Genomic DNA, 13,682 nt, shown 5'->3' on the forward strand with positions numbered 1-13,682 from the left:
CCGGCCCAATCAAGCCCTGGGCCGATGGGACAACTCAGTGTCATGCGTCATAGCGAAGCAGGTAATGCCCCACGACCAGATGGTGGCCGGCTGGGATTAGCGCCGGAGCAGCGTCTTCGGCATGACTCAGGGTTGCGACAAACTGCAGGTCGCCATCGAGATGAGCAAGCTGCTGATTGGGGCGCAAGGTCAGCTTCAAGCCATCCGCAGTCAACTGGTAATCGAAAGCATCGCGCGAGATGCCCATGCGATCCCCGTCTTCTTGCGTTTCATGGTCAAGAAACCCTGCGCCAGCCATGACCCGCAGATGCTTCAAGGCAGGATGGTGACGACCGAATGAATGGGTGACTTCGCCACCGATGCGACCAATCACCGGTCTGGGAATCAGACAAAATGCCAGGTGGCGATCCTGCAAGGGTGCGGGTACGGCATCCAGACGGATACCGCTCGTGCCTTGCAAGGGCAACTGCTCACCCAGATTCAGCGGTCGGCAACCGGCTGGCGTAGCCACACGCAGCTGGTCAGATTCATCCACATGGATACTCAGCACTGCAGTGGCAGCCTTGCCATACACTGGAGCAATCTGTGCTGCCGAGTCAAACCCGAACCCAAGCCCACGTATATTGGCCTCACCAAACGCGGAAACCTTTTGCAGGGCAATACCCACCAGGGTAAGCGCACTCGACTGCGTAATTTTCCCGGTGAAAACATAGGTTTTCATGTCATCTGGCTGCGGCGGGGCGGATTGCGGCATATAAGTACGGTCTGCGGAAATGGAAGCTGCCACTTTCTCGCCGGCAATCACCGGTTCCTTGCGTCCAGCCCGCAAGATGATCGGCCGCGCTGTTTGGGCTGCCGGGGTTTGTTTTTCCCCTTCGATGGCCGGGCTATCCTGTGCCACCGGATCCTGCACGATGGATTTCGATTTGGGCTGCACAAACGGAATCAGGCGAGTGGTCCGCAGAAAATAGCGGAGAGGTCCGGATTCAATCAGGTAATAGCCCAGCGCGTCATCGCGCGTGATCTTCAGGCTGCCGCATGGCTCGGCGGTAATGTCGAGCAGGGCTTTGTCCGGTGCATGGTTCATCATGATGCCGACGTGCGCCGCAAAGGGCCAATCGGCAGCCACTGCAGATGCATATTCGGCATTGCCTCCCAGCAGCATCAGGCGCTGTTCTTGCTGGATTTCGCTGACGTGTGTCCAGATCACACCGTCAGTTGAACATTCAACTTTCCATACCGCTACGTCTTCCGCTGCCGGGACATAGATGGTATGGCCAAACCGGACACGCACCGATTGTGCTGGCAGATCCTGTCCAGGCCGGACTGAAAATCGCACGGAAGCCCCCATCGGCACGTGCTTGGCAAACGAGTCTTGCAGCATGGCGACCAGTGCTTCACACAGGCTTTCGCTGCGCTGTCCACGACTAACCCGGCGATCATGTTCGACTTCGATGGCGGGCAGTTCAAGCTCGACATGGGTAAATACATGCTTGTCACGTTCTCGATAACCATGTGCCGATAGCAAGTCTTCCAGATGGGTATGCAGCGAGAATGCAATCGGGCTCTTCCAGATTTGCGAGCCATCGAATACATCATTGATGCCGTCGATACGATAAGTCTGAACATAGCCACGGCTGTCGACAGTGACATCGCTGGCAGTCAGCTTCTGGATAATGGATTTGAGCGCTTTCATGATCACTTCTCCGATTGTGAGGTGTTTGCAAGCAGACAATGCAGGGGGCATAGAAAAAGCAGAATCAGGCTGCCAGCCGAGGAGAGGAAGGGCATAGGCTGCCCCATCACGGGGAGCGCCCCGAGGTTGGTTCCCCAGCTCACGACAAAGTGAGCCAGCAGAAAACCGGCAAAGCCCCAGATCAGAAAATAGCGCAGCCGACCAGCCCAGACCACATCGTGGCTGCCTCGAGCTCGCTGCAGACACCCCCAACTCTGACCCAGCAAACTCGCCAGCAAGAGTGCTTGCAATCCGGCAAGTAATGCACCGCCGACTGCCCCAAAACGCGCGAGAAAGAAAGCCGGAGTGAAATCGTTCTGCACTTCCGGTATCCGCCAGGGTTGCACATCGCTATTTCCGAGCAAGCCCCCCGATTCGGCCAATTTGATAGCCCTGCGAAATTGCTCGCCCGTGTGCTGGTGCAATGATGGCGCAAGCCAGGTTTGAATTCGGTCTGGATACAGACTGAAAAACTGCAGGTCGGCCATGCCGGTTTGCACGGCATAGAGGCCAACGGAAGCCAGAGCCAACAGAGCGAAGGCCATCAGCAAGCTGGTTTTATTACCGCAAGCAAAATACCAGCCCAGCAGCAGTATCCATAGCCATACTGCTATCAGCACTATGGGTGAGTTATCGTGGACCAGAATCAGGGCGGTCAGCATCAGCGCTAGCATCATGGCTACGGGTGCCATAAAGCGAAGCCAAAGACTGAAAGCAGAGAGATGAGTAGCAGCATGCTGCCAGCCCAGTCGCAATGCCAGAAAATGGGCGGTGAGTAAAACCAGAGTCAATTTGGCAGCTTCGATGGGCTGAAAGCCAAATACACCCGCCTCATTACCCTTGATGACCTGCAAGATCAAGCCAGCAAGCGCCAGCAGCGCCAGCAAGCCCAATAGCCAATCGGCTTGGGAGCTGCGCAGGCGTGGCAATTGCCCCTTATCCGCCAGCCGGGCTACCGCGTATTGCAGCGAAAACCAGATCAGGCAGCATGCCGCCATGCTGCCAAAAAACCGTGCGCCCCCCCACTCGGGAGAAGCCATACCCAGCGCCAACTGGCTAGCCAGACCGCAAGCGGCCAGCACGGCAGCAAGACTCATGGTCAGCAGCCATAGGAAAGATCGGGCAGGCAGCAGCACAACCCACAGCATGCCAACGCTTGCCATGAGCAGGAACCAGCCCTCACCCAACCTTGGGCCCAGCAACCATGCCAGTAATCCCAAGCCAATTTGCAGCAGTGCCGCGGCCAGAATCAAGGCATTGGCAGGGCTGATGGCGCGGCGTAAAAAATGAACCAAGGCTGCCAGCAAAGCAATCACCAAGCCTGACAAAACCACGGCTAGCACGGGGTAAGTGAGCCCTTGCCAAAAATACCCGACAGCCAACCCCGTCAGCAGCGTCGCTGCGGGAATAAGCAGCGCTAGTACCCGCGAGCGGCTCCACAACCAGGCCACCAGGGCGATGAGCAGTACCAGCGCCAATAGGCCTAGACCTGCACACAGAAATGCGGGGGCTCTTTCGGCAATCCGCCAGATATCCAGCGGGGCCATCTGCCACTGGACACCAGACAACGACGGGGGGTGGGCTTCCTGGTAAAGCTGCATGCGCAAGTGCGGCTGCAGGCTCAGCGTGTCCTGCTGCAGATGAATACCGTAATGGGTGCGCCCCACCACCATCTGACTGACTTCCGCCAGATTGATGGATTGTTCGTAGAGCGTTTGCCCGGGCTTGCAGCTTGCGCCTTCCGACACCAGGCAGATACTGCGCGCAGGCAGCGCGATTGCTCGCAATTCATAGTGCCCCTGCGCATTCAGCCTGATGCGTGCAGCATTGCTGGGCAAGCTGGCATTCGCGACCCGGTTGCCACAACCAACCAGTCCGCCGATTTCCAAGGGCTGGCTAACACCCGACAACAGTTTGAGCTGACGTTTGGACCAACTCATCCAGGACTCGCCCGGGCAGGCCGCCTGCTGCTCATCGCCGCGCCAGAGGCGCTGGCCGTCGTAAAGCCAGCGCGTATTTGCCGCATCGCGCAGCTGCAGTATTTTCTCGGCAGATTCCACCGCAAAAGCGATTCCGGCCACCGTGAATGTTTGCCCTGCGGCCAGTGTTTTGCCCTGCAGCAAAACATCCTGCCCGGCCAGCCGGACTTCCACACCACGCGAATCACTGACATTGCCCAGCCACCACTGACCATCTGTCGAGCGGGTAATTGCAATGTGGCGGCGGTCGGCATGGCGTGCAGCCAGTTCGGCCTCCCCCAGTACAATCCGGCTGCCGGGCTGCAGAGTCACATCAATTTGCGACGGGTAGTACTTTCCGGGTTGGCTTAGTAGTTGCTGCCACATCCAGTAGCCGAGACCAGCCAGAACCGCCAGTAGCAGCAATCGCAATACCAGGCGGGAATACCAGGGGATGAGTGACAGCATGGATGGCTCCTGATTGGTGGGGGATACCTTTCAAAAGCCGGGGGAGTTGAAAAACTGCAGAACGGTTCAAAACGGGATGCCGACCAGAATTTCCCGGGCATCCTGCGGCCGGTTTTCCGGGTGTTCGGCAAGGAGTTGCTCTAGTAATTGCAGCAGGCGTCGCCCTTTCTCGGTGCAGCGATATTCGCCCAGACCAGACAGAAAAATCTCCCGATCCATATCGGTTAATGAACCGATCACACGCCCTTTGCTGTTCCATGCAGCCAGCTCCTGTCCCTCGTCATGCAGCGCCTGACACTGTTGCGAAAACCAGGTTTTTTGCCCCTGACTGATCATGAAGAACAGCAATAAGCCCAGGGCATAAAAATCGGCCCGCTGATCAGTCTGGTAAAGGTACGAGCCACGGGTCTGTTGCGCGGGAAAGAACTGCTCTGGTGCTTCCCAGCCGATAGTCCCGGCATGCTCATGCAATTCGGGCCCTGTCCTGCTTGTACCGAAATCCGCAATCTTCAGACGCTGCCCAGCTGCGGATGGTGGTGTAAGCAGAATATTCTGCGGTTTCAGATCAAGATGACGCACGCCTTCGCGATGCACGACCCGCACACCTTCGACAAGATGCCTGAACCATTCGACATGCGTTTTCAATGCAAACATTTCTTGATTGCTGGTAATGCGTCGGTACAAGCAGGAATGCAATTGTTCCAACACCATTACCGGCATCTCTTCGAAAAAACCATGCCGGTATAAGCGAATGACGTGACCAGCTCGTATCCGCTCCAGAAAACTGATTTCCTTGCTGAGTTCTTCCGGCCAGCGCTCTTGCACCCCAGGCGAGTAGCGTGCCATCTGCTGTTGATGCACCAGCTTGAGCGCCACCCTGGTATCGGTCTGCAGCCAGTGCGCTGACCATACTTCGCCGAAGGTGGATTCACCGATGATTGTCTCGAGCTTGAACGTTGCTCCTGCGCCCAGATGGATGGTTTTATCCTTGCTCGCCATGACGATTCCTTTGTTCTGCTGATGCCTTCTTGATGCCGGGGGCACGCTGTTTTTTGCATTACCCCGGCAATGCAAGAGCAGGACAGTCAGAGGAGTACCAATATGCCGCTACCCAATCAACACCGTTTTGCGAATCTCAACCTGCTGGTCTGGTGTGTGGTGCTTGGCTTGGGCGGCATGGCCGCATGGAAAATCTATCAGCGCACCCTGGATGGGATTGCACTGGAAACGCCCGATCAGGGGCTAAGCTACTTACAGCCATGGATGCCCGGAGAACAACTGGTAGTGCCGGACAAAGAGGGAATCTGGTTACTGCAGCAAAACACTGCACGGGTACTGGTCAATCTGGCCGACAAAGATGGCAAAACGGAACAGATCAAATTGTGCGATCAGAAGGATGCAGGCGCTCGCGATCCAGCACAGCTGGTGCCTATCCGCATCGGGGATGATTTCGCCAGCTTGCAAGCAGCACCGCAAGCCAAACCCGCAAAAATACGCCATCCGGTAGTGCTGACCACCGAGGCAAGCCGTGGCATGCCGGTATTAAAGATTGAAGGACGGGTTAGCGATGATTTCCGCACCGGTTTGCAGTTGCATGCTGAAGGTGCCGCTGGCGATTGGCAAATGCTTGGCGATGGCGGAGCCCGCGCGCAAGGCGTGATACTTAATCAAGCGGCATGGCTTGTGTGGAACCCTCCCGGCGCAACACATCCCAGCGGAAGTTATACGCACGCTATTCGCCTGATCCGGCGCCAAAGCACGCCCTATGAAACGGGGCGCGACGATCAGCCCTGTCGCGAAGGCGTGCTGGAGCTGGCTCTGTTCGAAGCTCGCCCACGCGATCCGATCAAGCGCATGGCCCCACTGATCATTTTCCCGCAACAAGGCGGCGCTTACCCGGCCAGAATGCGCCCCGGCACATACAACATTCCGGCATTGCCCGTATCCGCCATGGAAGATCAAGCCCTGTTCGAGTCTCTGCAAACACAGGGCTTACTACGGCTGGATAGCAATAATCTGATTGAAGTTGCCCCCGTTGATTTACCCGCAGCCCAGGATGCTGGCGTCAAACCGGAAAACTGGCGCAATACCAGGCTGGATAAAGCAGCCCGGCAACTGCTGGACAGGTTGTACTCCAAGCAGGATGGCGCCTATGTACTGAGCCAGATCCGCCACTACAACCAGGAGAGAATGTGGAGTGCCATCCGCATCAGCCAATCCCTGCAGCAAACCCAGGGCGCTGACTGGCTTGATCTGGTGAGTGCTGAAGTTGACGGTATTGCAGTGTCAGTCAACAACACCATGCCTGATGTTTCTGCACGCCTCTTTGATCACTTGCCACAGGGTTGGAGCCCCTGGATACGCGTTCAGAATTGGCCACAAACAGCCAGCGCTAACAGCACGATCCAGTTGCGTTTGCTCGTAACCGCCGGAACAGAATTTGATGTACTCAGCCTAGGAGAGGTCAAGCACGTTGAAGGTGCAACGATTCTGGAACGCGTTGCCGACTGCCGAGGTTCCGGCTGTCCTGCCAGCGATATGCTCAACCGCCTGCGACTGCTCGCACAGGCAGCAGAAGTCCGAATGACTCTGCGCCCGGAAACCCGCTTTAACACACTGAACTCGGCAACGGCAGACAACCGAAATATCCGCTTGCACCAGGGCAAGCTCATTTGGGTGCCCAATGAGGCCGCACAGGGTAAAGCGCCAACTCCGGCGGCGGTAAGCATTCAGGCCAGGGATGGCACGCCGTTGTATGAAAATGGCAAGAGCACCCAAGCCGCCATCGGAATGGGGCTGACCAGCCTGACCGGACTATCGGAGCGCCACAATAATGCCGTTGCAGGCATATTGAGCCGCTTGGGTGAGCATGGTGCTGGTCAGGCACAGGCAAAATTGACGATCGATCCACAATGGCAAAAATGGTCGCAGCAAATTCTGGCCTGCGTTGGTGATCAGGGCCATCAATGGCTGGCAGACAAACAGCAATGCAGTAATGAGCTGCTCAATCCCAAAACCGCGAAACAGGTAGGTCGCCGTACCGGGCTGGTACTGATGGATGCCGATAGCGGTGCTATTCTGGCGCTGGCAGGCAGTCCGATTCTGCCCGATGGTGTCAATCCCGATGATCTGACGGCGTTTGATCGCTACAACCCCGGCAGCAGCCCCTTGCGCATCCAGCCTTTGCAGCACGATAGCCGGTCAGATCAAACGGTGGGCTCGACCTTCAAGCTGGTTGATGCGCTGGCACTGGAAGAGCTCGCAACAACTTCAAAAACCCTGAATGCCCAACTGGATGGCGCCAGCGCAGGACAAATGGCGGCAATCGCACAACGCGGCGGGTATGCTTTTGACGCAAAAGCGCCTTGCTATCCACTGGGCTGCGGTGCCAAATCGATACGCAATGACAAAGACCATCTGCCCATCAGCTATATGCAGGATGGCAAATTCGGCCTGCGCCAGGCTTTGTCTGCTTCGATCAACACCTGGTTTGCCTGGCAGGTTGAGCAATCCGACAAAGCACTGGGAAATCGGGCGACGGGTGGCTATGAAAACATCCGGAGTCTGGGGCAAACCGCTTTGCAGCAAGAGCGCCCAGTGATCGGCATGGCACATCGTCTGGGGTTTGAGAGCGCGCTGCAGCTGGATGGTGGCCTGCTCCCGGCTGATTTTTCCTGGCAGGGATATGATGTTTTGCAGGCGATGCCATCCACTTTCGACCCGATCGATGAACGCTATCATCTGCAACGCCTGGCAACTGGTGCCCGCATGCAGGTAACCCCGCTGCAAATGGCCATGGTTGCCGCATCCATCGCCTCCGGAAAAGTCACCAGGCCTTATCTGTTGGCCGAGCTCAATGGCAAAGCAGCACAAGTCAGCCGGGGTGTACCACTGACCATGCCGCTGCATCGCATCCGGGCTGGCATGAACGATGTGGTCACTCAAGGCACCGCACAGGGCGCATTCAATACCCCGTTGCTGCAACCGCTGCGTGCTGGCCTGTTTGCCAAAACCGGCACGCCTGCGCCACAAGGGTTGCGCGATGACAAATCCAGCTTCAATAACGCATGGTTTGTCGGCTACATCAACCCCGATACGCTACCGGGTGAACACCGCCGCCTGGCCTTTGCCATCTTTATTACCCGAACGCATGCAGGTGGCGGCACCCATGCCGCCCCCGTGCTGGCCAGCCTGCTAGAAACACGGCTGCAACATGCAGCAACGCAGCACTGACAGCATGCTAGGGCCCGACATAAAATCAGCCCATATGTATTTCTGCAGATATGGGCTGAACATGCAAAGCGAATTGCGTTTGTTTCTGGATAAAGGCGCGCCACTAAGCGGTAAGCCGCATCAGCAAAACCTGCGCTGCTGGATTCTCAATAATTCGGCCAGCAGTATTGAGATCCTTAAACTGGAGCTGAAGGCGGTCAGCCCCGGCATTGACTTTAATCCTTATAACCCGCCCGCCCGCCCAATCGCCCCGGATACCCCAACCCCCCTCCTGCCCAGTTTCAGGGTGGCGGATGGTGCCGAATACAGCTTCCGTATCCATCTTACAGCCCGGATCGGCGCGAGCAAAAAAAGCTTCATGACCGATGATATTCAGCTCAACCTGCGCGAGGGCAAACTGGAAATCAATATTGGCTATCAGGGCTTGGTTGATGGCGTTGAATGCGCAGGCGATATGCACATCAAGACAGGAGGCAGCGCCAGAAACCAGCACGGTGTTGGTGGAGAAAGCATGTTTAGCGGAGGAATAAAGTCGCATGGTGGCGACGTAATCATTGATGCGGCAAGTGCTGCAGCGGTGAAAAATCTGAAAATCAGCCACCAGTGGCACAGGCCCGCCGAGTTCAAAGAGGAAAACCTGCATGAAGAAAAGCTGCATCCATGCGATAGCCTGAAAGGCATTCATCCCGTCGACTTCAAGTTGCTGGACGAAACCTGGCAAGGAAAATCCTTTATGCTGGATTTTGTGGATGAAGACGGTCACTCCTGGAATAAAAAGCCTGCCGTGGGCGACATATACCGGATACGCATCCGCTCACGCGGAGACGGTTACCTGACCCTGATTGGTCAGGGCAGCAGCAAGACGTTTTTTATCCTGGCCCCGAACAACACCAGCCCGGCCGAATCCTTCCTGCTGAAAGCCGGACAGACCTATTACTACCCCAGCCAGCACTTTCTCTCCTTTGAGGGCATGGTTGATCACAGAGGGGAGCCGATCGTCCGGTTTGATTTTGGTGATCCGGGTTTAGAGATCGTGCTGGCCACACTGACCAGCGGCCCGGTTTATGGGCAGAACAGCATCTTCTTCCAGAATGAACTGTGTGACCTGGATGAAGCAGCGGTCACCGCCTTGCTGGAGACGATCAACAAGCAAGAGGAAGCCGCTCTTGCCGTGGCCAGTATTGAAGTGCAGAAGAAGTCATTTCGTTTCTAATTGATTGCCGCATCGCATCGCTGGAATTCATTCCGGCGGCACTGGCGCGTCTGGCGGCAAGACGCGCTAATGCCTGTGTCAGGGGCGTGGATATCGGCTTGCCGTTCTTGACGAGGAGCGGCACAAGGCGATCAACCCGTCCAATCCCGCCGTGGTTTAGCGAAGTTTTGACATGCCCCCGGCATGAACAGTGTATACCGCCGCCCCGCACCCGGCAGGGCGTATTCACTGGAGGAAGCCATCATGCCCCGGTTTGTCGTTTCACTCGCCGCATTCGCCCTACTGACGGCGTGCGCCGCCCCAAAATACGAAACCTGCCCCGCCAGCGAGCCTGGCCAGCCCGCCAAGCCAACGTTGCACAAACAACCAGAGTCTTTGAACCAATTCGCCGCCTCAAGCACAGGCAGCATCGGAGCCCGACAAACCTGAAATGCACGAGAACGCGCAAGATAACTCAGCGGGTATGGCAATGCAGACCTTGAATAAAAAGGGCTAGCGAGCAATACCCACAAAAATCAGAGCATCAGATGGCTGGCGTCAACCGCGCCAGTCCGGCCCCTGAGTGGGCCTTCCCGCCTGCGCGCCGGGGTCAATCGTGAGTGCGAAACAAGGTTGCCAGTCCGGCATCCTGCAAACCCGCCCCGCAAGGGGCGGATTTGTTTTCACCGCGCGCCGACCAGCAATCAGCCCCATGGCCCTGATTGCAGTGCGCGATCACACCGGGGTAAGACGGCGGTGGGGTGGTATGCCCCCCCGCCCATTTAACAATCCTCTCCTTCTTGATTACGATGCGCTGTTTTTTACCAAGAATATAAGGGAAAAAACCAAAAGGTAAGCTGCCTGCGCTGCGCTATGGCAGCGTCCTGGCTAGGCGAAAACCGTTATAGTAGCTTCTGACGTCCGGCGTTTTGTAGTTACGATTCGCCGCACGCAGAAGCCGAGGACCGTCGCACAAAGAACCGCCGCGAATAACACGGAACTGACACGAAACCGTCTCCACCGCTCCACCATCACTGCGTGCGTCGGCATAGCTAGGCACATAGCAATCCTGCACCCATTCCCACAGATTGCCGTGCATGTCATACAAACCAAAGCCGTTGGCGGCAAAGCTCGCCACCGGCAAAACTTTGTAACGGCTTGCACCCTTGGCGCTGCCATTGTAGGTGTTACCTGTATCGAAGTTGGCTTCGCTGGCTTCGATCTTGTTACGTCCTTGGCCATCGACATTGAAAGGGGTATTGCAACCGGCGCGGGCGGCGTATTCCCATTCCGCCTCGCTGGGCAGGCGGAAGGTTTGGCCAGTAAGTTGATTCAGTTTTTTGATAAAACCTTGAGCATCATCCCAGCTGACCGAATCCACCGGGACATTCGTACCACTGTTCGTGTAATAAGAATAACTGTGGTTGTTGCCCATGACCGCCTGCCATAGCCCTTGCGTCACTTGGATTTGCCCGAGCTGGAAGGACTTGATATTCACCCGGCGCTGTGGGCCTTCATCTTTCTTGCGGCCATGCTCGCTTTCGGGTGACCCCATCATAAAGCTACCCGCCGGAATGGCGACCATCCTAAAGCTAACCCCATTGACGGTGAAGGTTTCGCATGCCCCCGGCGCTGCGGTATGCCCCGCTTTCGCTGCCGAGTTTGCCTCGGCACGCTGTTGTTCATCCCGGATTTGTCGATCCAGTGCGCTGATCTGCGCCAGCGCCTCTACGCGGTTGTTCTCCCAATGGTCAGCATAACGTTTCAATGCGGCCCGCTTATAGGTTGACGAGTTCGTTGCCGCTACCTCAGCCAGCGTCCATTGCCAGGCCTGCGCATCGGCGCTGGTTCGCGCTTGCTGCGCTTCATCAGCCTTGATCTGATCCAGCGCACTGATCTGCGCCAGCGCCTCTACGCGGTTGTTCTCCCAATGGTCAGCATAACGTTTCAATGCGGCCCGCTTATAGGTTGACGAGTTCGTTGCCGCTACCTCAGCCAGCGTCCATTGCCAGGCCTGCGCATCGGCGCTGGCTCGCGCTTGCTGCGCTTCATCAGCCTTGATCTGATCCAGCGCACTGATCTGCGCCAGCGCCTCAAGTCGATTGATCTCCCACTGCTCCGCATAACTGGCCAAGGCAGCGCGCTTTTCTGCTGGCGAACTCGCAGCCGCTACCGCAGCCAGTGTCTTTTGCCAGGCCTGCGTATCAGGGATGATTCGCGCTTGCTGTGCTTCGTATTGCTGGCGCTGCCTAGCCAGTTCATCAGCCAGTGTTTTGAGTTGCTGGGCCGCTTCGTCGAAATGCGCGCAATGCGGGTCGGCGACGTAGGCGCGTAGCAGGCGGATTTTTTCTTCCGGGTCACTTTGCAGGCCCAGATCAAGTTGCAGCAGTTTCCATTGGTGCTCGCCCGCCTGTCTGACAGCCTCCTGCTCACCGGGTGCGGAGGGCTGGTACAGCAGCACGGGCTGGCCGGTGAAACGCGGGCTTTGCTCGCGCAGGCCGTAGCCCGATTCCTGCATTCTTTGCCGGATGCGCTGCCCCACCCGCCCCAGAAAGGCAGGGTTGATTTCCAGCGCTTGCGCCTGTGTTAGCTGCTGGCGCATTTCCGCCAGCAGCGCCGTGGTAAACAGGCCACGACCGGCATCGGGATCTTCAATCGCGCATTGCCCATCACTGCAGGCGTTGATTACCGTTAACGCGCTATCGACCGGGCTGGAGCCGGCAGACGGCACGGGGCGCTTTTCTACCCAGCCGGTAGCAAAACCGGGCAAGTTGCCGCCAGATTTCAATTTCAGAACAGGCTGGCCCGGCTCGGCCCGGCAGGCATCAAAAATGAAGACGCGGGTTACCCCCTGCCAGCGCGGTTTTGCCGTGCGTAACAGCAGGGTTTCGTAAGGCAGGGTGTCGGAAAACTCGCCCTGATTCAGATCGGCCAACTCGGCACGGGGCAGCAGAAAATACTGCTGATTATTGCGCTGGATGCCATGCCCTCCGAAATAGAATACAAAGGTGTCGCCCGGCTGCAGCTTGTTTTCCAGTTGCTGCAGGCGCTCCAGAATGGCCGGGCGGTCACGCTAGCGCAGCAGTAATACGGCGTTGTAGCCCAGCTGGTTCTGAAACAGATCGGCCATATCGCGGGCGTCGTCCTCGGCTCCCTGCAATTCGCCAACCGAACGGGTGTAGTGGTCAATCCCCAGAAATAAACCGTGCCGCGCCATCGTCGCCCCTGATTACCCTGATATAGCCAGCCGATCGGCATTGCCAGTCGGCACGGCATGTTTTTTTTGCGAGAAAAAACCTGCATTACTTGAGCGGCAAGTTTAGCGGAAATGGCATTTGCATGTCATCGGGGCGGTGAGCATCAAGCCGTTTCGAGCGCCAGCAGGTGCATGACTTGCTGCGACAGTAAATCCGGTGCCACTGAAAGCTGGATTTCAAAATCAAATGGCCCGCCATAGTGGCAAGGCATGCCTATGGTCGGCACACCGCAGGCCCGTATCAGTTTCAACATGGCCATGCCGCCCAGCAGACCTGCCTGTGATTCAATCTCTATGCCGGGGCCGGTATTAGAGGGAAAAAACCAGTCCGACAATGCGCCTTCCCAACGCCAGATGAGTGAGTCGAATTCCGGGTAGACCACACAGCCCACCTCCGGATCTTGCAGTACCTTCCGGCACCAGGCCATGGCCTGTTCCTGAGGCATTTTGCGATAGCTGCTGACGGCATACTCGATACCTTCAGCGTGCAGGCAATCGGCCAGCCCGCTTTCCAGCAGCCGCTCCCCTGCCGAGGCAGGAAACACAAAAAGCAACTGCCGCCCTTGCAGATAGTCGGCCAAGGTCTTGGCTGAGTGATCTGAATCCATTTTTTGTCCCCCCGGCATTTCAAAAGTGCAAGAAGCTGTAGACCGCCCTGCAAAGCCATTATCCGACGGAGACATACCATGCGACAGACCCTGCGCCCCATTTTTCCCGGCAAGCCGGAGCGTGTTTGCCAGCCTGTTCCGGCTGACCACAATCACACCCAAATCCGGCGAAAAGTCCGGAGGGCTGATGGTGCTTAACGAACCGATCTTTTTCCACAGATGCAAAAAGGAA

General features: G+C 57.1%; 8 protein-coding genes and 1 pseudogene. 3 read left to right on the forward strand and 6 right to left on the reverse strand.

Annotated features, from left to right (window positions below; all coding sequences use genetic code 11):
- Positions 1-40 precede the first annotated feature (40 nt).
- Entirely contained in the window at positions 41-1,696 is a 1,656-nt protein-coding gene (locus tag H559_RS0113250) for a hypothetical protein (protein WP_028453063.1), read from the reverse strand.
- A gap of 2 nt (positions 1,697-1,698) precedes the next feature.
- The gene (locus tag H559_RS0113255) at positions 1,699-3,522 is read right to left on the reverse strand and encodes an FtsW/RodA/SpoVE family cell cycle protein (RefSeq protein ID WP_162143330.1); all 1,824 of its coding nucleotides are present in this window, start codon (positions 3,520-3,522) and stop codon (positions 1,699-1,701) included.
- Positions 3,523-3,528: 6 nt separating this feature from the next.
- Here H559_RS0113255 and H559_RS22940 point away from each other — a divergent pair, with 6 nt between their 5' ends.
- Positions 3,529-4,065, forward strand: coding sequence for a hypothetical protein (locus H559_RS22940; protein WP_162143331.1), 537 nt, complete (start codon positions 3,529-3,531; stop codon positions 4,063-4,065).
- 162 nt (positions 4,066-4,227) lie between these two features.
- Here H559_RS22940 and H559_RS0113260 read toward each other — a convergent pair whose 3' ends face one another.
- Complete coding sequence (locus tag H559_RS0113260) at positions 4,228-5,160, reverse strand: protein kinase family protein (protein ID WP_028453065.1); 933 nt, start codon at positions 5,158-5,160, stop codon at positions 4,228-4,230.
- Between the two features lie 102 nt (positions 5,161-5,262).
- Here H559_RS0113260 and H559_RS0113265 point away from each other — a divergent pair, with 102 nt between their 5' ends.
- Both H559_RS0113265 and H559_RS0113270 read left to right on the forward strand, forming a co-directional pair.
- Complete coding sequence (locus H559_RS0113265) at positions 5,263-8,394, forward strand: penicillin-binding transpeptidase domain-containing protein (RefSeq protein WP_028453066.1); 3,132 nt, start codon at positions 5,263-5,265, stop codon at positions 8,392-8,394.
- Complete coding sequence (locus tag H559_RS0113270; RefSeq protein ID WP_155845433.1) at positions 8,375-9,607, forward strand: DUF4384 domain-containing protein; 1,233 nt, start codon at positions 8,375-8,377, stop codon at positions 9,605-9,607. The genes H559_RS0113265 and H559_RS0113270 overlap by 20 nt, the downstream gene beginning before the upstream one ends.
- An 850-nt stretch (positions 9,608-10,457) precedes the next feature.
- Here H559_RS0113270 and H559_RS21870 read toward each other — a convergent pair.
- The 3 genes and pseudogenes from H559_RS21870 to H559_RS0113290 form a co-directional block, all read right to left on the reverse strand.
- On the reverse strand, positions 10,458-12,104 hold the full coding sequence (locus H559_RS21870) for an SUMF1/EgtB/PvdO family nonheme iron enzyme (protein WP_162143332.1): 1,647 nt from the start codon (positions 12,102-12,104) through the stop codon (positions 10,458-10,460).
- Between the two features lie 72 nt (positions 12,105-12,176).
- Positions 12,177-12,803: pseudogene (locus H559_RS22945) on the reverse strand (caspase family protein); the annotation flags it as partial.
- Between the two features lie 143 nt (positions 12,804-12,946).
- Positions 12,947-13,675, reverse strand: coding sequence for a hypothetical protein (locus tag H559_RS0113290; RefSeq protein ID WP_155845435.1), 729 nt, complete (start codon positions 13,673-13,675; stop codon positions 12,947-12,949).
- Positions 13,676-13,682 lie beyond the last annotated feature (7 nt).

This window comes from Chitinilyticum aquatile DSM 21506 (assembly GCF_000430805.1).
Lineage (GTDB): Bacteria > Pseudomonadota > Gammaproteobacteria > Burkholderiales > Chitinibacteraceae > Chitinilyticum > Chitinilyticum aquatile.